Origin of the sequence: Streptosporangium longisporum (genome assembly GCF_039534895.1) — a bacterium.
In the GTDB taxonomy this organism is placed as follows: Bacteria; Actinomycetota; Actinomycetes; order Streptosporangiales; family Streptosporangiaceae; genus Streptosporangium; species Streptosporangium longisporum.
The window spans coordinates 12,930-36,345 of record NZ_BAAAWD010000010.1 but is presented as its reverse complement, the minus strand read 5'-3'; the positions used below and the strand labels follow the sequence as shown (position 1 = coordinate 36,345).

The following is a 23,416-nucleotide window of genomic DNA, read 5'->3' as shown; positions in this document are numbered from 1 at the left end:
CGCCGCACGCCCGTGTCCCGGCCCGGATCCGGTCCCGGACCGCCACCTGGACGACCCCCGGCCGGTTCCGGATCGGCCCCGGATCTCACCATGGTCCGCCGGGTACGCCGTAACTGTCGGTGGCGACCTTTACCATGAGCCATCTCGAGGAGGGATAGCCGCTCATGGTGGACGCGCTCAGGGTTTCGCTGCTGGTCACTACCGATCTGCCGCCCGACACCGACCTGACGGAGTTCGGGGAGTTGCTGGTCGATTCGGTGCGCACGCTGCAGCGGGGCGAGGTGACCTACCCCGCGCTGCTGCGCGGCGGGGTGTTCTGGCTGGATCGGCCGCTGCCGCCGTCCGACGACGACGGGCTCGCCGTCGTGGCGACCGAGGAGCTGCGGTTCGCGGCGCTGCTGGGCCACCTGTCGGCCGCCCACCCGCCGGGCTCGGCCAGGGAGACGGTGGCCGACGCCGGCCGGGCGATCACCGCCGCCGTCACCGCCCGGTACGGCGACCTGGGCAGTCCGCCCGCCGTGATGGCGATCCGCGGCGAGGACGTGCGCGAGCGCACCCCGGAGTCGGCCGTCCGGGTCGGCCCCGGCACCTCCACCGTCCCCGTCTCCGCCCCCCAGGGGCAGCCCGTCCAGGAGACGCGGCCCGGTTCGCCCGTCCCGCACGCGCAGCCTGCCCTGCCCGTGCAGCCCGTCCCACAGGAGCAGCCCCTTTCGCAGGTGACGACGGGGCCCACGGCGCGGACGTCGGCGGCGTCAGCGTCGGCGTCGACGGAGGGCCGGGCGACGCAGCCCGCGGCGCACCCGGTCCCGTCCGCGGCTCCTCGGGAGGAGACGCCGGACGCGAGGGCTCTGAGCGGCCGCTCCTGAGCCTCCCCGGGCGCCGCGCGTGCGGCCCCTGTACGGCTTGACGGAGGTGTGAACGAAGGTGTGATCCGGCCGGGCCGGAGCGACGGCCGCGTTCGCGCGGTCCGTCGACGGAGCCGTCAGGATGCCACCAGGTCGTCAGGTCACCAGCGCCGCCAAGCACCACCAGGTCACCAAGCACCACCGGGCACCAAGCCGCCGGGCCCCAAGACCCTCGGCCCCTCAGGAGGGGGCGGGCGGTGCGGGATTGCGCCTGCGCCGGGCGGACACCGCCAGGAGACGAGGGGTGATCACCGAGACGATCAGCAGCAGGCCGGTGACGATCGACTGGATCTCGGTCGCCACGTCGTTGAGCATGAGCAGGTTACGGAGGAGCCCGATGAGCAGCACCCCGGCGATCACCCCGCCGAGGGTCCCCCTGCCCCCGTCGAAGTCGACGCCCCCGAGCAGTACCGCGGCGATCACCGCCAGCTCCAGCCCGACGCCGTTGTCGGCCCGGGCGCTGCCGTAGCGCAGGGTGAAGATCACCCCGGCGAAGGCGGCGACGGTGCCCGAGACCACGAACAGGATCAGCTTGATCCGCTTGATCCGGATCCCGGCGAACCGCGCGGCCTCCTCCTGGGCGCCGATCGCGTACAGCGAGCGGCCGAAACCCGTCGCGTGCAGCACCACGCCGGTCACGGCGGCCAGCAGGACGAACAACGCCACCGGGTACGGGACCGGCGTGCCGGGCACATTGCCCACCACGAGTTCCGTGTGGCCCCGCGGGAACTCGGCCACGGCCCGGTCCCCCAGCACCACGTACGCCAGGCCCCGGTAGAGCGCCAGCGTGCCGATGGTGACGGCCAGCGAGGGCAGCCCGAGCCGCGTCACCAGCAGGCCGTTGACCAGCCCGCAGACCGCCCCGATGACGACCACCAGCGGGATGATCGTCTCGATCGCCCAGCCGGCGTCCCAGAGGGCTCCGAGCAGGGCGCTGGACAGGCCCAGCACCGAGGCCACCGAGAGGTCCACCTCCGCGGCCACCACCAGCATGGTCATGGCGAGCGCGATCAGCGCGATCTCCCCCAGGTCGCCCAGCGCGAACGACAGGTTGCCCGCGCTCGCGAAACCGGGCGACCCGGCCGAGCCCGCCAGGAGGACGAGGACGAGCAGCAGTCCCACGAACACGTCCCAGCGCAGCAGACGGCCGAACGAGCCGCGGTCCGCCCGCGCGGTGAAGGGCCGGCCTGCGGCGTCCCCGGTGTCCCGGGAGTCCCCGGGGCTGTCAGGACCGTCGAGGCCGTCAGGGCCGTCGGGGCCGGAGCGTGCGGTGCTCGCCTCAGGAGCCATGCCGGGCGTTCCTCCTCCGCAGCACCCGCGCGACGCGCAGCGCGAGCAGCCGGTCGACGCTGATCGCCAGGAGCAGCAGCACCCCGGTGATCGCCTGCTGCCAGAACGGGCTGACCTTGAGCACGACCAGCGCGCCGGTGATGGTGGTGAGCAGCAGCGCGCCGAGCGCCGCGCCGTACACGGTGCCGGCCCCGCCGGTGATCGCCACCCCGCCGACCACGACAGCGCCGACCACCTGAAGCTCCCAGCCGCCCGCGGCGTCGGCGACCACCGTGCCGAACCGCGACAGCCAGAGCACCCCGGCCAGTCCCGCCAGCGCGCCGCTGAACAGGTAGGCCCCCATCACCCGTCGCCGCACCGGCACGCCCGCCAGGCTCGCGGCCTCGGCGCTGGAGCCGATGGCGTAGAGGTCACGTCCCGAGGGGTAGGAGCGCAGGTAGAGGCCGACGGCCAGCATCACCGCGACGGCGATCACCGGCAGGTACGGGACCCCGAGCACCGAGCCGTTGCCCAGCGAGAGCAGCGAGCGCGGCAGGTCGACGGCGTTGATCTGCCGTCCGTGGGCGATGTAGTGGCCGACGCCCTGGATCACGTACAGCGTGCCCAGGGTCACCACCAGGGCCGGTACGCGGCCGAAGCCGACCAGCAGGCCGTTGACCAGGCCGCAGAGCGCGCCGATCGTCACGCCCGCGACCACCGCGAAGGCGACGCCCCTGCCGTGGCCGGCGGAGAGCAGGTCACCGACGGTGAAGGCCACCAGGCCGACGACCGAGCCGACCGACAGGTCGATGTTGCCGGTGATGACGACGACGGACTGGCCGACGGCGAGCAGCACCAGGATCGAGGCGTTGAGGAAGATGTCCGTCAGGCCCTGCCCGGACAGGAAGTTGGCGTTGGCGCTCGCGGTCACCGCCACCAGGACGGCCAGCGCCGCCACGATGCTCAGCTCCCGGGCCCGGAACACCAGGTCGACCAGGTCGCGGGCGCTCCGCTGCGCGGTGACGGCGCTCACCCGTCCTCCCCCGCCGGTGGCGCGTCCCGGCCGGCGCGGTTCAGAAGGCCCTTCCCCGCCGGCCCGCCGTCGTCCGCGGCGTGCTCCCTGGCCGGCCGCGCCTGTGGCCCGTCGCGGTTCACGAGGCCCTCCCCGTCCGCCGTACGTCCCCGCCGCGGTCGTTCACGAGGCCCTCCCGGTCGCCGCCGACATGACGTTCTCCTCCGTGGCCCGCTCCCGCGGGATCTCGGCGACGAGCCGTCCCTCCTGCATGACCAGGATCCGATCGGCCATGCCGAGCACCTCGGGCAGGTCGGAGGAGATCATCAGGACGGCGAGCCCGTCGGAGGCGAGGCGGGACAGCAGGCGGTGCACCTCGGCCTTGGTGCCCACGTCGATGCCCCGGGTGGGCTCGTCGACGATGAGCACCTCGGGGCCGGTGGAGAGCCACTTGCCCAGCACGACCTTCTGCTGGTTGCCGCCGGAGAGCACGTCGACCGCGTCCGACAGCCGGCCGAACCTGAGATGGAGCCTGATCGCCCAGTCGCGGGCCCGGTCACGCTCGGCGGAGCGGGAGATCACCGGGCCCCGGCGCAGGCGCTTCAGACCGGTGATCCCGATGTTGCGCTCGATGGAGTGCTCCATCACCAGGCCCTGCCGGCGCCGATCCTCGGGGACCAGGGCCAGACCGGCGGACATCGCGGCGGTCGGGGACGCGGCGGGCAGCCGCCTGCCGTTCACCTCGACGGTCCCGGCGTCCCGGCGGTCCACCCCGAAGATCGTGCGGGCGACCTCGCTCCGGCCCGCCCCGACCAGCCCGGCCAGGGCGACGATCTCACCCCGCCGCACCTCGAAGGAGACGTCGGTGAACACGCCCTCGCGGGTGAGCCTGTCGACCCTCAGCGCCACCTCGCCGACCCGGGCGTCCTGCTTGGGATAGAGGGTGCCGAGGTCGCGGCCGACCATCCGGCGGACCAGCTCGTCGTGCGTCAGCCCGGCGACCGGCTCACTCGCGATCCAGGTGCCGTCGCGCAGCGTGGTGACCCGCCCGCAGAGCTCGAAGATCTCGTCCAGCCGGTGCGAGATGAACAGCACGGCGCATCCCTGCTCGCGCAGCGCCTCGGCCACCCCGAACAGCCGGGCCACCTCGTTGCCGGACAGCGCCGCGGTCGGCTCGTCCATGACGAGCACCCGCGCGTCCCGCGAAAGGGCCTTGGCGATCTCCACGAGCTGCTGGTCGGCGATGGACAGGCCGCGGGCCGGCTGCTCGGGGTCCAGGGCCACGCCGAGCCGGGCGAACAGCTCCGCGGACCGGGCGCGCATGGCCGCCCGGTCGATCCGGCCGAGCCTGCCCCTGGGGTGGCGGCCGATGAAGATGTTCTCGGCGACCGACAGGTCCGGGAACATCGTGGGCTCCTGGTAGATCACCGCCACGCCCGCCCGCTGGGCGTCGGCCGGGCCGGAGAACTCCATCGGCTCGCCGTCCAGCAGGACCTGCCCGGCGTCCGGGCGGTGCACCCCCGCCAGGATCTTGACCAGCGTCGACTTCCCGGCGCCGTTCTCCCCGGCCAGCGCGTGCGCCTCACCGGCGTACAGGCCGAGCGAGACCTCGTGCAGCGCCCGTACGGCGCCGAAGGCCTTGCTCACCCCGGCCAGCGCCAGCACCGGGGGAACCTCCGGGGAGGACAGGGAAGGCGGCCCGGCGGGCGGTCCGGGAGAGGGTCCCGCGGAAGGCGGTCCGGGGAGAGGGACCTCCTCACCCGGTGCGGTCACCGCACCCACCTCCTCCGCGTTAAAAACGTTTTAGAGTAATGAACGGACGCTAATCCCGTACGCCGAGGACTGTCAATGGGGGTGAGGTGCTCGTCTCCGAGGGGTGGGGCCGGTGCTGCGCGAGCACGGCATCGGCGTGGTGTTCCCCGGCCATCCCGCCCACCGGCCCGGCCCGGCCCGGCCCGGGAAGGTGTGCCATCGTGGCGCCCATGGCTCTTCCCGGCTACGACGAGCTCCGCCCGCGCATCGCCGCCAACCTCTCCGCGTTCCGGCGGCGGAGCGCCCTGCCGCTGACCGAGGGACTGCGGCACGCCGCGGTCACCGTCTGCGTGCTCCAGGACGGGGCGGGGCGGCCGTACACGATCGTGATCAGGCGCTCCGCGCACGGCCGTAACGCCGGGCAGTGGGCGCTGCCCGGCGGGCGCCTCGACGACGGCGAGGACGCACTGGCGGCGGCCGAGCGGGAGCTGGAGGAGGAGGTCTCGGTACGGGGGGTGGAGGTGGCCGGGGTGCTGGACGACTTCGTCACCGACTCGGGGTTCGTGATCACTCCGGTGGTCGCCTTCGGGGGGCGGCAGCGGCCCCGCGGGGATCCGTACGAGGTGGCCTCGGTGCACCGGGTGCCGCTGGAGCGGTTCCTGGCGCCGGGGGTGCCCCGCTGGCGGATCGACGAGGAGGGGCGGAGCCTGCTGCAGATGCCCCTGGGACCCTCGATCGTGATCCACGCGCCCACCGGGGCGATTCTCTGGCAGTTCGCGGAGGTGGCCCTCAAGGGCCGTGACCTGCGGGTGGCCGGGGTCGCGCAGCCGCACTGGACACGCCGATGACCCCGAAGCGGAATAACCGGCGGTGAGGGTCGGTTAGAGTAAGCGTGCCGATGTGGTTTGTGTCCCCCGGGCCGCAAATTACCGCCTTCACGGAATACCGTTCGGCTGGAGCCGTGTTGTGCCTCTCGCCGAGGAGGCGACCGCCACATCGGCACTAAACGTCACGCCCCGCGAGCGCTCGTACAGGCTCGCGGGGCGTTTCCTTTTCCCGCCTTCTGCCTCCGGTGGCCCTGCCCAGCGCACCCCGGGCCGTTCTCCGGCTTCTTGAGGGCTCCCGTAGGCCCCTGGATGGCCCAGGGGTCTCTGTGGCGGGCCCCCGGCCTCGCCCGTGGGGTTCCGGCCGACAGGGGGTTTCGCCCTGCTCGCCCAGGTTGGGGCCGGGGCGTTGGAGGATGGCCACAAAGCCGGGAGCTCCGCTTGTGCGGGTACGCACAACCGTCCCCCGCAGGACCACCGCTTAGGGTTGTGAACCCGTCCCATGAGGAGAGCCTGTGCTCTATCGCCTGACCAAGACCGTCAGCGCTCCGGTCCTGCACCTGCTCTGGCCGACCACGGTCACCGGGCACGAGCACGTTCCCGTCACGGGCCCGGCCATCATGGCCTCCAACCACCTCTCGGTCCTCGACTCGACCTTCCTGCCGCTGGTGCTCAAGCGCCAGGTGCGCTTCGTCGCCAAGTCCGAGTACTTCACCGGCAACCCCGTCACCGCGCTGTGGATGCGCGCCACCGGTCAGATCAGCATCGACCGGCAGAGCCCCACCTCGGCCCAGGACATGCTGGACGCGGCGGCGGCGGCGCTCGGGAAGGGCGAGCTGTTCGGCATCTACCCGGAGGGCACCCGCTCCCCCGACGGCCGCCTCTACCGGGGCAAGGTCGGCGTCTCCTGGCTGGCCCTGGCCACCGGCGCGCCGGTGATCCCGGTGGCCATGGAGGGCACCGACAAGGTGCTGCCCATCGGCGCCACGAGGCCCAGGCTCGGCAGGGTGAACGTCCGCATCGGCAAGCCGATGACCTTCAGCGGCTCCGAGCGGAGCGCGCGCGACCGGCGCGCCGTCACGGACGAGATCATGGCGGCGATCCAGGAGCTCTCCGGCCAGGAGTACGTGCCGAGTTACGCACCGAGTCGCACACAGGGCAAATGATCATCTAACGGCGGATGTCACACCGTCACGCTAGGCTGCCCCCTTCGGAAAACCGAAGCGCGACGAACGGGGGGATCAGGTGGCGCGGGGCAGAACGATCGCGATCACGTCGGCGGCCGTCGTGCTGGTGGCGGGGGCCGCGGGGGGGCGGCGCATGGTGGTACCTGCACACCAGGGGCACCCCCCAGGAGACCGCGGAACTCTTCGTCCGGGCCTGGCAGAGGGGCGACCTGGCGGGCATGCGCGCTCAGCTGGGGACGCCGGCCCCGGCGTTCGACACGACGTACGAGAACATGCGCAAGGCGCTCGGCGTGCAGGGCACCGCGGTGCGGCTGGACGGGGTGCGCGAGACCGGGGACGGCGCCGGCCAGGCCGCGTACACCGCCACGCTGAAGCTCAAGGACGTCGGCGAGTGGAGCTACTCCGGCACCGTGGACCTGGCGGTCGTCGACCGGCACTGGCGGGTGAAATGGTCACCGAGCGCGGTCCATCCCGACCTGACCGGGACGACCGCCTTCGCGCTGAGGACGAAGTGGCCGGAGCGGGCCGCCATCACCTCCGCGGACGGCGACCGCATCGACGGCACCGACGTGGGCGGCTCGGTGCAGCAGCTCGCCGGTTACCTGGAGAAGGCCACGGCCAAGCACGTCGCCAAGCTGGGGGCCCCGTACCGGGTGGGCGACGCGGTCGGCGCGAGCGGGTTGCAGCAGAGGTTCCAGAAGCGCCTGGCCGGCACCCCGGACACCGGGATCGAGCTGGTCGGCGCGGACGGCAAAACCGTCAAGACCGTGGGCGAAATCGACGGCGAGGCGGGCGAGGCACTGGCGACCAGCCTGGACATGCGGGTCCAGCGGGCCGCGGTCGAGGCGGTCCGCGACCTGAAGAAGACCACGTCGCTGGTCGCGGTCAGGCCCTCGTCGGGTGAGATCCTCGCGGTGGTGAACAACGTGGGCGGCTTCAACCGGGCCCTGGACGGCAACTACCCTCCCGGCTCGACCTTCAAGGCGGTCACCGCGGTGGCGCTGCTGGGCGAGGGGATGAAGCCCGGCGACCGGGTCACCTGCCCCAAGGACGTCAAGGTCGGCGGGCTGCCGATCCGCAACTCCAACCACGCCGCCTACGGCTCGGTGTCGCTGTCGGACGCCTTCGCCCACTCCTGCAACACCACCTTCGCCCCCCTGACCAAGGAGCGGCTGGACGCCGACAGGCTGGTGGAGACCGCGGAGCTGTTCGGCTTCAACACGCCGCTCGACATCGGCGTCCCCGCCGCCAAGGGCAGCTTCCCCAGGGCCGAGAGCGACGCGGAGCTGGCCGCCGAGTCCTTCGGGCAGGGCCGCATCACGGCCAGCCCGCTGCTGATGGCCTCGGTCGCCGCCGCGCTGGCCGACGGCACCTGGCGCCCGCCGACCCTGGTGCCCTCGCTGAAGCAGCCGGTGGAGCCGCGGGCGCTCCCCGAGGGGGTGCTGCCCGACATGCACCGCATGATGTCCGCCGTGGTCACCAAGGGCACCGCCGAGGACGCGGGCCTGCCCCGGGGCACCCGCGGCAAGACCGGGACCGCCGAGTACGGGCCCCAGGACGACCTGAAGACCCACGCCTGGTTCATCGGCTTCCGCGGGGACCTGGCCTTCGCGGTGATCGTGGAGGAGGGGTCGGGCGGTGGCGCGGTCGCCGCTCCGGTGGCGGCCGACTTCCTGCGCGCCCTGGGCTGAGCCCGAGGGCCGTGCGTCGTGCGCGGTCCCGCCGGTGGGGCGATGGGGAAGCGGGCGGTCAGAACGGAAGGGCCGCGGCCTCGTGACGCAGGACCATGATCAGAAGCGTGGCGATCAGGGTGGCGATCAGCAGCCAGCTGAACATGATGATGACGGTGGACCGGCGCAGGCGCGCCGACGAGCGTCCGCGCCGCTTCCTGGGGGCGCGGGCGCGTCCGCCGCGCTCGTTGCGCTGGACGCGCTCGTTGAACGACTCCAGGCGCGCCGCGAGCCGCGGATCCTCATCGACGAGGTAGCGCTCGATCTGCAGCAGCATCCGCTCTTCGTCTTGCGACCAGGCCATGCGGCACCTCCCCGGAACGCAAGCCGTGTGCGGACGTTCTGCCCAATCGTGAAGATCGTTATCCGTTCCGAGGGCCTTGATTTACCCCTTCTTTTCCTGGAGGCGATCAGAACACGCGATCATGCCCGCTCCGGGAGCCGGAAGGGCTCGTGACGGTGGTTCGGGCGATTCCCAGCCTTCGGTACGATCTCGACATTCCAACGGGCCGGTAGATCCTGGACGGGCCCGCATGCCTCCCCTCGGCGCCGTCGTGAACCGCGCCGTCGTGAACCGCGCCGTCCCCCCGAGCCGGTACGACCCGGCACGAGGAGACGGCACGGCGCCGGGGAGACGACCCGGCACGGAGCGGTGACCCGGCACCGGGAGGGCGACCCGGCGCCGGGGAGACGGCACGGCGCGCGAGGGCGGCCGTTCAGTCGAGCGGGGCCGTCACCGTGCCCGCGCCGACGGTCCTGCCGCCCTCGCGGATCGCGAAGCCCAGCCCGGCCTCCAGCGCCACCGGCCCGCCCAGCTCGACCGTGACCTCCACCGTCTCGCCGGGCAGCGCCGGGCCCGCACCGCCCAGGTCCATCCGGCCCGGCACGTCGGTCGTCCGCAGGTAGAACTGCGGGCGGTACCCGGTCGTGACGGCGGTGCTCCGCCCGCCCTCCGCGGCCGTCAGCAGACGGACGGTGGCGGTGAAGAGCCGGTGGGCGCTCTGGCTGGCCGGCGCGGCCAGCACCTGTCCGCGCCGGACCTGCTCGCGGCGGATCCCGCGCAGCAGCAGCGCCGCGTTGTCCCCGGCCTCGCCGCGCTCCATGGTCTTGCCGAAGGTCTCGACCCCGGTGACGACCGCAGTGAACCCCTCGCCGAGCCCGACGGCCTGCACGGTGTCGCCGACCCCAACGGTGCCGCGCTCGATCGCCCCGGTGACGACCGTGCCGCGGCCGGTGACGGTGAGCACGTTCTCCACCGGCAGCAGGAACGGGGCGTCGGTGTAGCGGACCGGCACCGGGACGTGGTCGTCGACCGCCTGGAGCAGCGCCTCGATCGAGGCCGTCCACTCCGGGTCGCCCGCCAGCGCCCGCAGCCCGGAGACCCGGACCACGGGCACGTCCCGGTAACCGTGCTCGTCGAGCAGGTCGCGCAGTTCCAGCTCGACGAGGTCGGCCAGCTCCGGGTCGGCCCCGTCGGCCTTGTTGAGCGCGACCACGACGTGCTCGACGCCGACCCGGCGCGCGAGCAGCACGTGCTCGCGGGTCTGGGGCATGATCCCGTCCAGCGCGGAGACCACCAGGATCGCCCCGTCGAGCTGCGCCGCCCCCGTGATCATGTTCTTCACGTAGTCGGCGTGGCCGGGCATGTCCACGTGCGCGTAGTGGCGCGTGGCCGTCTCGTACTCGACGTGCGAGATGTTGATGGTGATGCCCCGGGCCGCCTCCTCGGGGGCCCGGTCGATGCGGTCGAACGGGACGTAGGCCGCCCCGCCCCGCTCGCTGAGCACCTTGGTGATCGCCGCGGTCAGCGTGGTCTTGCCGTGGTCGACGTGTCCCATCGTGCCGATGTTCAGGTGCGGCTTGGTCCGCACGTAGGCCTGCTTGGCCATGATCGTTGTCTTTCCCGACGCTCGTCCGTGACGGCGACCCGTGCTCGGCCGACCCCTCCCCGCCGGGTCACCTGGGACGAACGGGAAAGGGTCGGCGCTCCGCGCCGTCGAGCCGCCGGGCGGCGGGAGTCAGGGCACGCCCGGACGCGCCCGCGGTGGCGGGCGTCGCGAGAATGGCGTGCCGGAACATGCCTTCATGCTGTGACATGTCCACGTACGTCGGCAACCGGATTTCCGGCGGTCCCGGACGGCGCCCCCGGGCCGGGTCTCGGGCCGGGCCCCGGACCGCGCCCCGGACGGCGGGCCCGACGGCGGACCTGACAGCAGATCCGACGGCAGGCCCGGCGGCGGACCGGCGAGCGGCGGGTCGCGGGTGGCCGATGCCCGGAAGGGGTATCTAACGCTCTGTATGCCTGGTCATGGGCATCATCCGTCGAGCATCACGGGGGAAACGATGACGGACAGCAGGGATTCCAAGGACTCCGGCAAGGCCGCGAAGGTCTCCGGGAAGAGCAAGAAGGCGGCCATGAAGGCGTCGCGGTCGGCCAAGCAGGCCAAGAAGCAGGCGGACGGGTCCGACACCAGGATGCCGGAGACGGGGCCGGCCCACTCCCAGGGACGGGCCGGCCGGCCTCCGGGAGCGTGAAATCATGATCGGGCGACCGAGGTGACCTCCCGTCGCCCGATCATGGAGTGACACGATGCCCGCCTACCTTCGCTTTCCGACGATCTTCGGTGACGTGGTCGTCTTCGCCGCTGAGGACGACCTGTGGATGGTCACCGCCGAGGGCGGGCGGGCCTTCCGGCTGACCGCCGGGGTCGCCGAGGCGGGCTATCCCCGCTTCTCCCCCGGCGGTGACCGCCTCGCCTTCGTCGGCCGCGAGGAGGGGCCGGAGGAGGTCTACGTGATGCCCGCCGACGGTGGCGCCGCCCGGCGGGTGACCTACCACGGGGCCCGCTCCACCGTCACCGGCTGGGACCCGACCGGCGGCATCGTCTACGCCAGCGACCAGGGGCAGCCCTTCGACGGCCGCAGGTGGCTGCACCGGGTGGAGCCGGACGGGATGCCCGAGCGCCTGCCCTACGGCCCGGCCAACACCATCTCCTACGGCCCGCGGGTCGTGCTCGGCCGCAACACCGCCGACCCGGCCCGGTGGAAGCGCTACCGCGGCGGCACCGTGGGCGACCTGTGGATCGAGACCGTTGGCGGGCGGTTCCGTCGGCTCACCTCGCTGCCCGGCAACCTGGCCTCGCCCTGCTGGGCCGGGGAGCGGGTGTACTTCATCTCCGACCACGAGGGCGTCGGCAACGTCTACTCCTGCGACGCCGAGGGAGACGACCTGCGCAGGCACTCCGACCACGCCGACTACTACGCCCGCAACCTCTCCGGCGACGGCCGCAGGCTGGTCTACCACGCCGGGGCCGAGCTGTACCTGGTGGAGGACGGGGAGTCGCGCCCGATCGAGGTGCGGCTGCGCAGTTCCCGTACCCAGCGCAACCGCCGGTTCGCCCCGGCCGAGGACTTCCTGGACGGCGCCACGCTCAGCCCCGACGGCAGCGGCCTGGCCGTCACCACCCGCGGCAAGGCGTTCTCCTTCGCCGCCTGGGAGGGGCCGGTGCGCCAGCACGGGTCGCTGTACGGGGTCCGCTACCGGTTGCTGAACTGGCTCGGCGACGGGGAGCGGCTGGTGGCGGCGGCCAGCGACGAGGGCGACCGCGAGGTGCTGGTGATCCTGTCCGCCGACGGCTGCGCCGACCCCGTCCGGCTCGACCACCTCGACACCGGCCGCGCCGTCGCCCTGGAGGTCTCCCCCACGGCGGACGTCCTGGCGGTGGCCAACCACCGCAACGAGCTGATCCTGGTGGACCTCGCACCGGACGGGACCGGCGGGACGGACGGCCGCGACCGTGCGACCGGCGCGACCGGCGCGACCGGCGCGACCGGCAGGGCACCGGCGGCCGGCCGCCGTACCGGCTCCGCGAGGGGCGCCGGCCGGGACGGGGACGGCCGGGCCCGCGCCCGGGTGGTGGACTCCAGCAGGTTCGGCGCGATCGAGGACCTGGCCTGGTCCCCCGACGGCCGCTGGCTGGCGTACGCCTGCCAGGACACCGCGCAGACCACCGCGGTGAAGCTGTGCCGGGCCGAGACGGGCGAGACGTTCCCCGCCACCCGGCCGCTGCTCTGGGACGGCCGTCCGGCCTTCGACCCCGGTGGCGACTACCTGTACTTCATCGGCCGGCGCGTCTTCAACCCCGTCTACGACGAGCTGCAGTTCGACCTCGGCTTCCCGCTGGGCTCGCGCCCGTACGCGATCGCGCTCCGGGCCGACGTGCCCTCCCCCTTCGTCCCCGCGCCCCGGCCGCTCAGGGACGACGACGACGACACCGGCACCGGCGGCACCGGTCACGAGAACGGGGAGGGCGGGGACGACGACGGTGACGGTGACGAGGGGGTGCCCGAGGTGGTCATCGACCTCGACGGCATCGAGGACCGGGTCGTCGTCTTCCCCGTGCCCGAGGGCCGCTACGAGGGCGTCGCCGCGATCGAGGGCAAGGCGGTCTACCTGACCTTCCCGGTCGAGGGGAGCATCGGCGACGACTACGCCGACTCCTCCGACGGCACCCTGCACGTCTACGACTTCGCCAAGCAGAAGCAGGAGACCCTGGTCGGGGACGTGTCGGAGTTCCGGCTGGGCCGCGACGGCGACACGCTGCTCTACCGGTCCGGCACGCGGCTGCGGATGATCAGGGCCGGACAGGAGCCGGAGGACGACGACACGCCGGGCCGTACCAGCGGGTGGGTGGACCTGTCGCGGGTGAAGGTCTCCATCCGGCCCGAGGCGGAGTGGCGGCAGATGTTCCGGGAGGCGTGGCGGCTGCAGCGGGAGAACTTCTGGACCGAGGACATGGCCGGGCTCGACTGGGACGGGGTCTACCTGCGGTACCTGCCGCTGGTGGACCGGGTCACCACCCGGGGGGAGTTCTCCGACCTGCTGTGGGAGCTGCTGGGTGAATTGGGCACCTCGCACGCCTACGAGAGCGGCGGCGCCTACCGGCCCCGGCCGCACTACCGGCAGGGCAAGCTCGGCGTCGACTGGGCCTTCGAGGACGGGGTCCACCGGATCGCCGGGATCGTCGGCGGCGACCGGTGGGACCCCGAGACGACGTCGCCGCTCAACCGTCTCGGCGTGGACGTACGGCCCGGTGACGTGGTGCTGGCCGTCAACGGCCAGCGGGTGGGCCGGGACGTGTGCCCGGACGAGCTGCTGGTCAACCAGGCCGACCAGGAGGTGCAGCTCACCCTGCGGCGCGGGGACGACAGGCGGACGGTGACGGTCAGGGCGATCGGCGACGAGCAGCCGGGCCGCTACCGCGACTGGGTGGAGGCCAACCGGGTCCGCTGCCACGAGCGCGGCGGCGGCCGGATCGGCTACCTGCACATCCCGGACATGGGCCCGGAGGGGTACGCCGAGTTCCACCGCGGTTTCCTGGTCGAGTACGACCGCGAGGCCCTGGTGGTGGACGTCCGCTTCAACGGGGGCGGTCACGTCTCGGCGCTGCTGCTGGAGAAGCTGGCTCGGCGCCGCCTGGGCTACGACTTCCCCCGCTGGGGGGTGCCCGACCCCTACCCCGACGAGTCGCCGCGCGGCCCGATGGTGGCGATCACCAACGAGTGGGCGGGCTCCGACGGTGACATCTTCAGCCACACCTTCAAGCTGCTGGGCCTGGGACCGCTGATCGGCAAGCGCACCTGGGGCGGGGTGATCGGCATCTGGCCCCGGCACCGGCTGGCCGACGGGACGATCACCACCCAGCCCGAGTTCTCCTTCGCCTTCGACGACGTGGGCTGGCGGGTGGAGAACTACGGCACCGACCCCGACATCGAGGTGGACATCACCCCGCAGGACTACGCGGCCGGGGTGGACACCCAGCTGGAGCGGGCCATCGACGTGGCCCTGGAGCGCCTGGTCCTGCAGCCGCCGCACACGCCCAACCCGGCGGCCAGGCCCCGGCTGGCGGTGCCGCGCCTGCCGCCCCGCCAGACCGGGGGACGCATGCCCTGACCCGCGCGCCGTCGTGCGCGCGGGGCCCGGCGGGGCGGGCGTTCACCGGCCGGACGCCGTCTTCAGGGCGCCATGGTCAGGGCGCCGCCGGGGCCGGGGAGGTCCCGGGGAGGCTCCTGCGGTGACGTGCGCCCGTCGTAGGCGTCGCGGGCGGCGGCGACCTGCTCGATGTGCGTCTCGGCCCAGTCCTTGATGGCCCGCATCACCGGGAGCAGGCTGACGCCCAGCGGGGTGAGGGCGTAGTCGACCCGTACCGGGACCGACGGGGTGACCGAGCGGGACACCAGCCCGTCGCGTTCCAGGGTGCGCAGGGTCTGGGTGAGCATCTTCTGGCTGACACCGGCGACGGTGCGGGACAGGTCGCTGTAGCGCCGCGGGCCGTCGGCGAGCGCGTTGAGGAGCAGGCTCACCCACTTGTCGCTGATGCGGTCGAGCAGCCGGCGGGCCGGGCAGGCCGCGAGGTAGGCGTCGTAGGCGACACGCGCCTCCTCACGCTGCCGCGCGGCGGTACGGGTGGTCATGACGCTCCTGGGGGTACGGTACGCACCTCCGAGTGCGTACTTCCTGATAGAGAGTAACTCTCCATACGGTTGTCCCCACATCCATGAAGGCCTTTCGGAACAGATGGTCTTTCGGAACAAGGGGGAGAATCATGCGTGCAGTCGTCGTCCGCGCCTTCGGCGGGCCCGAGGTCCTGCAGATCGCGGAGGTGCCGGTGCCGGTCACCGGAGAGGGACAGGTACGGGTCCGGGTCGAGGCGTCCGCGGTCAACCCCGTCGACCTGGCCACCCGCTCCGGCGCGCTCACCGAGGCGGGCCTGCTTCCGGTACGGGACGTGATCGGCATCGGCTGGGACGTGGCAGGCGTCGTCGAGGAGACGGGCCCGGGGGTCACCGGGTTCGAGCGCGGGGCACGGGTGATCGGCCTGTCCGACCGGCTGGACGTGCCGCTGGGCGCCCAGGCCGAACAGGTCGTGCTGGACGCGGACGCGGTCACGGCCGCCCCGGCGGGCGTGTCCCCCGTACAGGCCGCGACGCTGCCCCTGAACGGGCTCACCGCCGTCCAGGCGCTCGACGGCCTGGGCCTGGAGCGCGGGGGGACGCTGCTGGTGACCGGTGCGGCTGGTGGCGTCGGCGGCTTCGCGGTCCAGCTGGCCGCGGCACGCGGGATCCGGGTGGTCGCGGTCGCCGGGGCCGGCGACGAGCCGCTGGTGCGCGAGCTCGGGGCCGACGTGTTCGTGCCGCGCACGGCACGGCTGGGCGAGGCGGTGCGCGCTCTCGTCCCGGGCGGCGTGGACGCGGCACTGGACGCCGCCGTGGTCGGGGCGGCCGCCCTGGACGCGGTCCGCTCCGGCGGGACGTTCGCCGCGCTGGTCGCGGGAGGGGCACCGGCGCCGTTGCGGGGCATCCGGGTCTTCAACCACTGGATCCGCGCCGACGGGGCGCGCCTGGCGGACCTCGTCGCCCTGGTGGAGGCGGGCACGCTCACCCTGCGCGTCGCCGGGACCATGCCCCTCGACCAGGTCTCCGCGGCCCACCACCGGTTCGCCGGCGGCGGCCTCCGCGGCCGCCTCGTCCTCACCCTCTGAGCATCGCCCTGCCCCGCGGGCCCGAAGGCGCGTCCAGGCTCCCGGGCCCGCGGGAACCGGGCCGGGCCGGTGAGGCCGAAGGCCGGCGGCAGGTGCGTCTCGTACCGGGGCGGCATCCGCGAGATCCTCCGGAAGCCCGTTCGTCATCCGGCTCCTCCCGGCGAGCGGGTCCCCTGCCCGCGTCCCGTGGTCTCGCGCCTCCTCCCTCAGGGGACGCCTCGTAAATCGATCGAACGGATGCGGTGGCTTCGTTAGGGTGTTCGAATGTCTTCCCAGCCCGCCCTGCTGCCGCGCTCGACACCGGCCGCCTCGGGGGTGTCGTCCCGTTCGATCTCCGCGCTGCTGGACCGGATCGAGGCGCAGCCGGCCGAGTGTCACTCCATCATGATCGTGCACCGCGGTCACGTCGTCGCCGAGGGCTGGTGGGCGCCGTACTCGGCCGGACGCCCGCACCTGTTGTACTCGCTGACCAAGTCCTTCACCGCGATCGCCACCGGGCTCGCGATCGCCGACGGGGTGCTGTCGCTGGAGGATCGGGTGGTGGACGTGCTGCCCGAGCACGTCCCGGCCGGCATCTCGCCACAGGCGCGGCGGCTGAACGTCCACCACCTGCTGTCGATGACGACCGGGCATCGCGGCGACAGCCTGGACGAGGCCTGGCGGCTGGAGCCGGGCGACCTGGTGAAGGGTTTCCTGCGCGTGCCGTTCCCCGACCCCGAGGGGACGCGGCACGCCTATGACAACGCGACCACCTTCGTGCTGGCCCGGATGGTGGAGCGCGTCACCGGACGCGGCCTGCCCGAACTGCTGCAGGAGCGCCTGTTCGGGCCGATGGGCATCGAGCACGCCGAGTGGGACCGGGTGGCTAGCGGTGCCGCCTTCGGCTTCCACGGGCTGCACCTGACGACCGAGGCCGTGGCCGCCTTCGGGGAGCTGCTGCTGCGCGAAGGCATGTGGGGCGGGCGACGGCTCGTCCCGCGCGAGTGGGTGCGGCTCGCGACCGGACGGCACGTCGACACCCGGCAGGTCGAGGGCTGGTCGGAGAACCCCGACACGCTCTGCGGGTACGGCTACCAGTTCTGGATGTCGCGCCACGGCTACCGCGGCGACGGCGCCTTCGGCCAGCTGTGCGTGGTCGTCCCGGAGCACGAACTCGTGGTGGCCGTGACCGCCGCCCTGACGCAGGGTGAGTCGATCCTCGGCCCCCTGTGGGAGTGCCTGCTGCCCGGCCTGGGTCAGGCGGCGGACGGCCGGGACGACGAGATGCTCGCCGATCGGCTGCGGCGGTCGTCGTTCGCTCCGGTGCCGGGATCGGCCGGCCCGGAGCGTCCGGCCGAGGCCGTCCTCGGCGCCTCCACCGAGGACTCGGCCCTGCCCGGCGGGACCACGGTGATCGTCGATCCGGTGCAGGGGGGATGGCTGGTGCGCTTCGGGTCGCCGTCCGAGGTCGAGGTCGAGGTCGGCCACGGCGAGTGGCGCGAGAGCGCACCGCTCGGGCGCCCGGTCGTGGCGACCGGCGCCTGGCAGGGCGGCACGTTCGTCGCCGAGCTGTACGTCATCACCACCCCGCACCGGGTCCGGCTGGAGCTCGACGCCGACGCGGGCACGGCGGTGGCGACGTGGAACACCGTGCCCCTGACCGGTCCCGACCTGACGTTGCATCTGCGGTCACCGCTGATGACACGTCCCGACGTCGCGTAGGTCACACCGGCGCGGTCATCGTTCCCCGGCCGGCCCGTCCGCCCGGCCGGCGAAGGCCAGCAGGCGGGCGGCCAGGGACCTGACCTCGTCGCGCAGGTCGTCCGGGGTGAGGACGGTGAACGGCAGGCCGAGACCGGCGAGCATCTGCGCCATCCCGTCCAGCCGCTCGGCGCGGGCGGCGAGCAGCACCCCGCCGGGGGTCTCGCTCAGGGTCGCCGCGGTGGCGGGGATCCGCGCGGCGGCCTCCTCCAGGGTGGTCTCCAGCACCACCCTGACCTCGTGCCGGTACGGCACCGCCGCCAGCGACCCGACCACGTGCGCGACCGGGTCGAAGCCCTCGGGGGCGGCGAACGCGCGCTCGGTGCGCGCGACGTCCACCACCCGGTCGACCCGGAACGTCCTGACCTCCCCGCTGGCGTGGTCGAACCCCGCGACGTACCAGCGGCCGGAGTGGAAGACGATGCCGTACGGGTCGAGCTCGCGCATCGAGGCGTCGCCGCGCCAGGAGCGGTAGGCCAGCCGTACGGTGGCCAGGTGCCGGGCGGCACCGGCGAGGGCGAGCAGCGGGGCGGCCCTCGGGGCGGGTGTCCTCGGCGCCGCGCGTCCGGTGTGGTCGAGCGTCTGGGACACCGCGTCGACGCGCTCGCGCAGCGGGCCGGGGAGCACGCGCTGGATCTTGGCCAGTGCGCTCTCGGTCGCCGCCTCCCCCACCGCCAGGCCGGTGCGCCGCCCGGCCAGCAGGCCCAGCACCACGGCGGTGGCCTCGTCGTCGGTGAGCATCAGCGGCGGCAGCTTGTAGCCGGGCAGCAGCCGGTAGCCGCCGTAGCGGCCCCGCTCGGCCTGGACCGGGACCCCGAGGTCAGACAGCCGTACCGCGTAGCGGCGTACCGTGCGCTCGTCCACCTCCAGCCTGGCGGCGAGTTCGGGGCCGGTCAGGCCGGGTGCGGCCTGCAACAGCTCCAGCAGCGCGAGAACCCGGGCGGCCGTCACGACAAGACTTCTCCACATCTCCCTGCATATCCGGACCGGTACTGTCCGGATTCGATCCTACGGTGAGACCAGGCGAACGAAGGAGAAAGACATGAGCACGTACGTCCTGGTCCCTGGTTTCTGGATCGGTGGATGGGCCTGGGAGAAGGTCGCCCGGCCGTTGCGCGAGGCCGGGCACGACGTCCACCCGGTCACGCTCACCGGGGTCGGCGACCGGGCCCACCTGGCGGGTCCCGGCGTCGACCTGGAGACCCACGTCCAGGACATCGTCAACACGATCGTCTTCGCGGACCTGACCGGGGTGATCCTCGTCGCCCACAGCGGGGCCGGGTCCCCGGTCACCGGGGCGGCCGACCGGATCCCCGAGCGCGTCGCCCGGATCGTCTACCTCGACAGCGGGCCGATGGCCGACGGCATGTCCCAGCTGGACATCAGGGAGCCCGAGGAGCGGGAGCTCGTCGAGAGGCGGGTCGCCGAGGACGGCGGCGGCGTGGGCTACCCGCCCCCGTCCTGGGAGGAGCACGAGCGGGCCGGGGTCAGCCTGGAGGGGCTGGGCGAGGCGGAGCGCGCGTGGTTCGCCTCCCGCGCGGTCCCGCAGCCGTACGGGACGCTGACCCGGCCCCTGAGGCTCGGCGGAGGCGCGGACGCGCTGCCCAAGACGCTGGTGACGTGCTCGTTCCCGCTGGAGCAGGTGCACGCCATGATCGCCTCCGGTCACCCGTACTTCGCGGCGCTCTCCGGGCCCGAGTGGAGCTTCGCGGCGGTGCCCACCGGCCACTGGCCGATGTTCTCCGAGCCGGAGAAGACCGCGGCCGCGCTCGCCGCGCTGTCGGCCTGATCCGGGACTCCTTCGCGGACGGTGTCCGGGGGCGCCGCGTCCGCGGACGGTGACATTTGTCCCGGCCGGGTCCGGATCGATGGATCTACCTGCGTCTTCGGGGTCTCCGTAGCGTTTCCCCCATGACGAGCACGACAGTGACAGCGAGCACGACGAGCACGACGAGCACGACGAGCACGACGGGCGACGCGGTGTCGCTCGGTGATCTGACCAAGCACTTCGGGACGGTACGGGCCGTGGACGGCCTCAGCCTGGACATCCCCGTCGGGCAGACCGTGGCCCTGCTCGGGCGCAACGGCGCGGGGAAGTCGACGGCCATCGGGCTGATGCTCGGCTTGCTGGCCCCGACCTCGGGCGGCGTCCGGATCTTCGGGGGGACGCCCGAGGCCGCGATCCGCGCCGGGCGGCTGGCGGCGATGCCCCAGGAGGGCGGCCTGGTCCCCCGGACCACCGTGGCCGAGCTGGTCGGCTTCGTCTCCAGGACCTACCGGACGCCGATCCCGGTGCCGGAGGTGCTGGCCGCCGCCGGGCTGGAGGAGCTGGCCGGCCGGCGGGTGGAGCGGCTGTCCGGTGGCCAGGCCCAGCGGCTGCGCTTCGCGCTGGCGCTGGCCGGGGACCCCGAGCTGATCCTGCTGGACGAGCCGACCGCGGCGCTGGACGTACGCGCCCGGCGGGAGTTCTGGGAGAGCATGCGCGCCTTCGCCGCGCGCGGCAGGACCGTGCTGTTCTCCACCCACTACCTGGAGGAGGCCGACGAGTACGCCGACCGGGTGGTCGTGATCGACAAGGGCCGGGTCGCGGCCGACGGCACCAGCCGGGAGATCAAGCGCCTGGTCTCGCTGACCACGGTCAGCGTCACCGCCGACGCCCGGCGGGCCGCAGCCATGGAACGCCTGCCCGGGGTCACCTCGGCGCGGGCCCGCGACGGCCGCGTGCACCTGCGGACCCGCGACGCCGACGCCACGGTGATGGCACTGGCCGGGACGGGAGCCGTACGGGACATCGAGGTGGCGCCCGCCGCGCTCGAGGACGCCTTCATCGCGCTGACGGAGGTGGACGCCTGATGTTCTCCTACATACGCCTGGAGGTCGTCAGGGTCCTCCGCGACCCGGCGTACGTGATCATGGGCTTCGTGATGCCGGTGGCGATGTACCTCCTGTTCACCAACCTCGGCGTCACGGGCGCCGACCGCGTCTCGGCCGCCGTGTACGTGATGGTCAGCATGGCCGCCTTCGGGGCGATCGGCTCGGCCTTCAACAACGGCACCGGCGTCGCCGAGGACCGTACGGCGGGCTGGCTGCGGTTGCTGCGCACCACCCCGCTGACCCCGGCGCGGGTGGTCGCGGGCAAGGCGATCACCGGCATGCTCGTGGTGCTGCCCGCGATCTGCGGGGTGTCCCTGGCCGGAGCGCTGCTGAACGGGGTGCACCTGCGGGCCTGGCAGTGGGCCTCGATCGTGCCGCTGCTCTGGGTCGGCTCGCTGCCCTTCATCCTGCTCGCCCTGGCCTTCGGCTACCTGTTCAGCGGGCAGACCGCCACCGTGCTCAACATCGCCGCCAACCTGGGGCTGGCGGTCGTCGGGGGTCTCTGGATGCCCGTCGAGGGCTTCCCCGGCTGGATGAGGACCCTGTCGGGGTGGACGCCGAGCTTCGGCTACGCCGACCTGCCGCGCCGGGTGGCGTTCGGCCAGGCGCCCGACGCGGGCACGGCGCTGATCCTGGCCGGCTGGCTGGTCGTCTTCGGCGCCCTGGCCGTGTACGCCTACCGCCGGGCCGGGCGCCTCACGTGAGCGGTGCACACCCGTCACCGGGCCGGGCGCCTCGTGCGGACCGCATGATAGGAGTCTCCAGGTGAGCGGAGGGCCTGCGGTGGGGAAGCGCGAGGGGCCGTGGGCCCGCCGGGCCGGTCGGGCCGGTCGGGGGCGCTCGCGCGCGGCGGAGCCGGACGGCCACCGGGACGCGGGAGGGCCAACGGGACGCGGGGGGGCCGGGGCAGCTGGCCTTCTACCCCTGGCTGCTGATCGCCTATCCCCCGCTCGTCGACGTGGTGGAGGGGGACGTGCGGCCGGTGCTCCCCGCGGCACTGGGCCTGGCGGCCTTCGTCGTCCTGTACGCGCTGTGCGTCCGGTTGTCCTTCACCGACCGGCGGCGCGCGGCGGCCGTGGTGCTGGCCGGGCTGCTGGGGGTGACCTTCCTGCTGCTGGCCGGGCTCGCCCACCACTGGTTCTTCCTCGCCCCGCTGATGACGATCGCCTGCGGGGTCGTGCTGCGCGGCAGGCTGGTCTACGTCCTGCTGGTCGTGCTGACCCTCTCGCTGGTCGCGGTGATGTGGCGGTCGGGGGCGAGCACGGAGGAGATCTCGCTGGTCAGCTGGGGGACGACCACCGGCGGCCTGGTGGTCAGCATCGTGCTGAGGCTGTTCTCGGTGATCGGCGAACTGCACGACACCCGCGAGGAACTGGCCCGCGTCGCAGTGGCCGAGGAGCGGCTGCGCTTCTCCCGTGACCTGCACGACCTGCTCGGGCACACGCTCTCGGTGATGGTGGTCAAGGCGGAGGTCGTACGGAGGCTGGCCTCCCGTGACGCCGAGGCGGCGGCCTCGCAGGCGGCCGACATCGAGGCCCTCGGACGGGAGGCGCTGCACGAGGTGCGGGCCGCGATCACCGGCTACCGGGGACGCGGCCTGGCCGCCGAGCTGGACGGCGCGCGCACGGTCCTGGCCGACGCGGGCGTCACCGCCACGGTGACCGTCACCGGGGACGTGCCCACGCCGGAGGCCGACGCGCTGCTGGGCTGGGCCGTGCGCGAGGGCGTGACCAACGTCGTCCGCCACGCCTCCGCCCGTACCTGCTCGATCTCCCTGCGGGGCACCGTGCTGGAGATCCGCGACGACGGCCGGGGGGCCGGGGAAGGGGTCTTCGGCAACGGCCTGCGCGGCCTGTCCGAGCGGGCCGCGGCGCTCGGCGGGACGCTGGAGGCCGGCCCGGCACCGGGAGGCGGTTTCCTGCTGAAGGTGACGCTGCCATGACCGGCCGGCTCCCGCACCGAAGGACGTTCCGATGATCAGAGTGTTGCTGGCCGAGGACCAGGGCATGATGCGCGGCGCGCTGGCCACGCTGCTGGACCTGGAGGACGACATCGAGGTGGTCGCCACCGTCGGCAGGGGCGACGAGGTCGTCGCCGCCGCGCTCGGCGCGCGGCCGGACGTGGCGCTGCTGGACATCGAGATGCCCGGGATCAGCGGCCTGGACGCCGCCGGCGAGCTGCGGGACCGGCTGCCGGAGTGCCGGGTGCTGATCCTGACGACCTTCGGCAGGCCCGGGTACCTGCGCCGGGCGATGGAGGCGGGCGCCTCGGGGTTCCTGGTCAAGGACGGTCCGGTGGAGGAGCTGGCCGCGGCGATCCGGCGGGTCCTGGCGGGCGAGAAGGTGATCGATCCCGCGCTGGCCGCCGCGGCGCTGAGCACCGGCACCAGCCCGCTGACCGAACGCGAGCGGGACGTGCTGTCCGCGGCGGCCGACGGCTCGACGGTCGCCGACATCGCGGACCGGCTGCACCTGTCGGAGAGCACGGTGCGCAACTACCTGTCCGCCGCCATCGGCAAGACCGGCACCCGCAACCGCATCGAGGCCGCCCGTACCGCCCGGCACAACGGCTGGCTCTGAACG

General features: G+C 73.5%; 20 protein-coding genes. 13 read left to right on the top strand and 7 right to left on the bottom strand.

Going from position 1 to position 23,416, the window contains the following annotated elements:
- The first annotated feature begins 164 nt into the window (after window positions 1-164).
- Window positions 165-866 (top strand): hypothetical protein, encoded by a 702-nt coding sequence (locus tag ABD832_RS19040; protein ID WP_344896920.1) that lies wholly within the window; start codon window positions 165-167, stop codon window positions 864-866.
- 219 nt (window positions 867-1,085) lie between these two features.
- Here the strand turns inward: ABD832_RS19040 and ABD832_RS19035 are convergent, their stop codons facing one another.
- The 3 genes from ABD832_RS19035 to ABD832_RS19025 form a co-directional block, all read right to left on the bottom strand.
- Window positions 1,086-2,195, bottom strand: a complete 1,110-nt coding sequence (locus ABD832_RS19035) for an ABC transporter permease (RefSeq protein ID WP_344896917.1) — start codon at window positions 2,193-2,195, stop codon at window positions 1,086-1,088.
- Complete coding sequence (locus ABD832_RS19030) at window positions 2,185-3,207, bottom strand: ABC transporter permease (protein WP_344896914.1); 1,023 nt, start codon at window positions 3,205-3,207, stop codon at window positions 2,185-2,187. Before ABD832_RS19030 ends, ABD832_RS19035 begins: the two co-directional genes overlap by 11 nt.
- A gap of 162 nt (window positions 3,208-3,369) precedes the next feature.
- Entirely contained in the window at window positions 3,370-4,875 is a 1,506-nt protein-coding gene (locus tag ABD832_RS19025) for a sugar ABC transporter ATP-binding protein (protein ID WP_344897803.1), read from the bottom strand.
- A 293-nt stretch (window positions 4,876-5,168) separates the two neighbouring features.
- Between ABD832_RS19025 and ABD832_RS19020 the strand changes: the two genes are divergently transcribed.
- The 3 genes from ABD832_RS19020 (at window position 5,169) to ABD832_RS19010 (ending at window position 8,640) form a co-directional block, all read left to right on the top strand.
- Window positions 5,169-5,786 (top strand): NUDIX hydrolase, encoded by a 618-nt coding sequence (locus ABD832_RS19020; RefSeq protein ID WP_344897800.1) that lies wholly within the window; start codon window positions 5,169-5,171, stop codon window positions 5,784-5,786.
- A gap of 491 nt (window positions 5,787-6,277) precedes the next feature.
- Window positions 6,278-6,928, top strand: a complete 651-nt coding sequence (locus tag ABD832_RS19015; RefSeq protein ID WP_344896911.1) for a lysophospholipid acyltransferase family protein — start codon at window positions 6,278-6,280, stop codon at window positions 6,926-6,928.
- A gap of 239 nt (window positions 6,929-7,167) precedes the next feature.
- Window positions 7,168-8,640 (top strand): penicillin-binding transpeptidase domain-containing protein, encoded by a 1,473-nt coding sequence (locus ABD832_RS19010; protein WP_344896908.1) that lies wholly within the window; start codon window positions 7,168-7,170, stop codon window positions 8,638-8,640.
- Between the two features lie 58 nt (window positions 8,641-8,698).
- Here ABD832_RS19010 and ABD832_RS19005 read toward each other — a convergent pair whose 3' ends face one another.
- A complete protein-coding gene (locus ABD832_RS19005) occupies window positions 8,699-8,983 on the bottom strand; it encodes a DUF3040 domain-containing protein (protein WP_344896905.1) in 285 nt (94 codons plus the stop codon).
- 412 nt (window positions 8,984-9,395) lie between these two features.
- Window positions 9,396-10,568: an elongation factor Tu gene (gene tuf, locus ABD832_RS19000; RefSeq protein ID WP_344896902.1), complete on the bottom strand. Its 1,173-nt coding sequence runs from the start codon at window positions 10,566-10,568 to the stop codon at window positions 9,396-9,398.
- Window positions 10,569-11,022: 454 nt separating this feature from the next.
- Here tuf and ABD832_RS18995 point away from each other — a divergent pair, with 454 nt between their 5' ends.
- Both ABD832_RS18995 and ABD832_RS18990 read left to right on the top strand, forming a co-directional pair.
- Entirely contained in the window at window positions 11,023-11,214 is a 192-nt protein-coding gene (locus ABD832_RS18995; RefSeq protein WP_344896899.1) for a hypothetical protein, read from the top strand.
- Between the two features lie 55 nt (window positions 11,215-11,269).
- Complete coding sequence (locus tag ABD832_RS18990) at window positions 11,270-14,632, top strand: S41 family peptidase (protein ID WP_344896897.1); 3,363 nt, start codon at window positions 11,270-11,272, stop codon at window positions 14,630-14,632.
- A 62-nt stretch (window positions 14,633-14,694) separates the two neighbouring features.
- On the opposite strand, the gene ABD832_RS18985 is transcribed toward ABD832_RS18990, so the two are convergent.
- Window positions 14,695-15,153, bottom strand: coding sequence for a winged helix-turn-helix transcriptional regulator (locus tag ABD832_RS18985; protein ID WP_344896894.1), 459 nt, complete (start codon window positions 15,151-15,153; stop codon window positions 14,695-14,697).
- Between the two features lie 131 nt (window positions 15,154-15,284).
- On the opposite strand from ABD832_RS18985, the gene ABD832_RS18980 reads away from it, so the two are divergent.
- Together ABD832_RS18980 and ABD832_RS18975 are read left to right on the top strand one after the other, a co-directional pair.
- A complete protein-coding gene (locus tag ABD832_RS18980; RefSeq protein ID WP_344896891.1) occupies window positions 15,285-16,220 on the top strand; it encodes an NADP-dependent oxidoreductase in 936 nt (311 codons plus the stop codon).
- Between the two features lie 264 nt (window positions 16,221-16,484).
- Window positions 16,485-17,921 (top strand): serine hydrolase domain-containing protein, encoded by a 1,437-nt coding sequence (locus tag ABD832_RS18975; protein WP_344896888.1) that lies wholly within the window; start codon window positions 16,485-16,487, stop codon window positions 17,919-17,921.
- A 15-nt stretch (window positions 17,922-17,936) separates the two neighbouring features.
- On the opposite strand, the gene ABD832_RS18970 is transcribed toward ABD832_RS18975, so the two are convergent.
- Entirely contained in the window at window positions 17,937-18,929 is a 993-nt protein-coding gene (locus tag ABD832_RS18970) for a helix-turn-helix transcriptional regulator (protein ID WP_344896885.1), read from the bottom strand.
- 73 nt (window positions 18,930-19,002) lie between these two features.
- Here ABD832_RS18970 and ABD832_RS18965 point away from each other — a divergent pair, with 73 nt between their 5' ends.
- The 5 genes from ABD832_RS18965 (at window position 19,003) to ABD832_RS18945 (ending at window position 23,413) form a co-directional block, all read left to right on the top strand.
- A complete protein-coding gene (locus ABD832_RS18965; protein WP_344896882.1) occupies window positions 19,003-19,749 on the top strand; it encodes an alpha/beta fold hydrolase in 747 nt (248 codons plus the stop codon).
- A gap of 122 nt (window positions 19,750-19,871) precedes the next feature.
- On the top strand, window positions 19,872-20,813 hold the full coding sequence (locus ABD832_RS18960) for an ABC transporter ATP-binding protein (protein WP_344896879.1): 942 nt from the start codon (window positions 19,872-19,874) through the stop codon (window positions 20,811-20,813).
- Complete coding sequence (locus ABD832_RS18955) at window positions 20,813-21,538, top strand: ABC transporter permease (protein WP_344896876.1); 726 nt, start codon at window positions 20,813-20,815, stop codon at window positions 21,536-21,538. Before ABD832_RS18960 ends, ABD832_RS18955 begins: the two co-directional genes overlap by 1 nt.
- A 269-nt stretch (window positions 21,539-21,807) precedes the next feature.
- Window positions 21,808-22,776, top strand: a complete 969-nt coding sequence (locus tag ABD832_RS18950; protein ID WP_344896874.1) for a sensor histidine kinase — start codon at window positions 21,808-21,810, stop codon at window positions 22,774-22,776.
- Window positions 22,777-22,807: 31 nt separating this feature from the next.
- Window positions 22,808-23,413, top strand: a complete 606-nt coding sequence (locus tag ABD832_RS18945) for a response regulator transcription factor (RefSeq protein WP_344896871.1) — start codon at window positions 22,808-22,810, stop codon at window positions 23,411-23,413.
- Window positions 23,414-23,416: the final 3 nt, after the last annotated feature.

Excerpts from the sequence above, each read along its gene's own strand:
- ABD832_RS18965 (WP_344896882.1), top strand. The coding sequence starts at position 19,003 with ATGAGCACGTACGTCCTGGTCCCTGGTTTCTGGATCGGTGGATGGGCC.
- ABD832_RS18945 (WP_344896871.1), top strand. The coding sequence starts at position 22,808 with ATGATCAGAGTGTTGCTGGCCGAGGACCAGGGCATGATGCGCGGCGCG.
- ABD832_RS19010 (WP_344896908.1), top strand. The coding sequence starts at position 7,168 with ATGCGCGCTCAGCTGGGGACGCCGGCCCCGGCGTTCGACACGACGTAC.
- ABD832_RS18970 (WP_344896885.1), bottom strand. The coding sequence starts at position 18,929 with ATGTGGAGAAGTCTTGTCGTGACGGCCGCCCGGGTTCTCGCGCTGCTG.
- ABD832_RS19005 (WP_344896905.1), bottom strand. The coding sequence starts at position 8,983 with ATGGCCTGGTCGCAAGACGAAGAGCGGATGCTGCTGCAGATCGAGCGC.
- ABD832_RS18990 (WP_344896897.1), top strand. The coding sequence starts at position 11,270 with ATGCCCGCCTACCTTCGCTTTCCGACGATCTTCGGTGACGTGGTCGTC.
- ABD832_RS19035 (WP_344896917.1), bottom strand. The coding sequence starts at position 2,195 with ATGGCTCCTGAGGCGAGCACCGCACGCTCCGGCCCCGACGGCCCTGAC.
- ABD832_RS18980 (WP_344896891.1), top strand. The coding sequence starts at position 15,285 with ATGCGTGCAGTCGTCGTCCGCGCCTTCGGCGGGCCCGAGGTCCTGCAG.
- ABD832_RS18995 (WP_344896899.1), top strand. The coding sequence starts at position 11,023 with ATGACGGACAGCAGGGATTCCAAGGACTCCGGCAAGGCCGCGAAGGTC.
- ABD832_RS19040 (WP_344896920.1), top strand. The coding sequence starts at position 165 with ATGGTGGACGCGCTCAGGGTTTCGCTGCTGGTCACTACCGATCTGCCG.
- ABD832_RS18985 (WP_344896894.1), bottom strand. The coding sequence starts at position 15,153 with ATGACCACCCGTACCGCCGCGCGGCAGCGTGAGGAGGCGCGTGTCGCC.
- ABD832_RS19020 (WP_344897800.1), top strand. The coding sequence starts at position 5,169 with ATGGCTCTTCCCGGCTACGACGAGCTCCGCCCGCGCATCGCCGCCAAC.
- ABD832_RS18960 (WP_344896879.1), top strand. The coding sequence starts at position 19,872 with ATGACGAGCACGACAGTGACAGCGAGCACGACGAGCACGACGAGCACG.
- tuf (WP_344896902.1), bottom strand. The coding sequence starts at position 10,568 with ATGGCCAAGCAGGCCTACGTGCGGACCAAGCCGCACCTGAACATCGGC.
- ABD832_RS18975 (WP_344896888.1), top strand. The coding sequence starts at position 16,485 with ATGTCTTCCCAGCCCGCCCTGCTGCCGCGCTCGACACCGGCCGCCTCG.
- ABD832_RS18955 (WP_344896876.1), top strand. The coding sequence starts at position 20,813 with ATGTTCTCCTACATACGCCTGGAGGTCGTCAGGGTCCTCCGCGACCCG.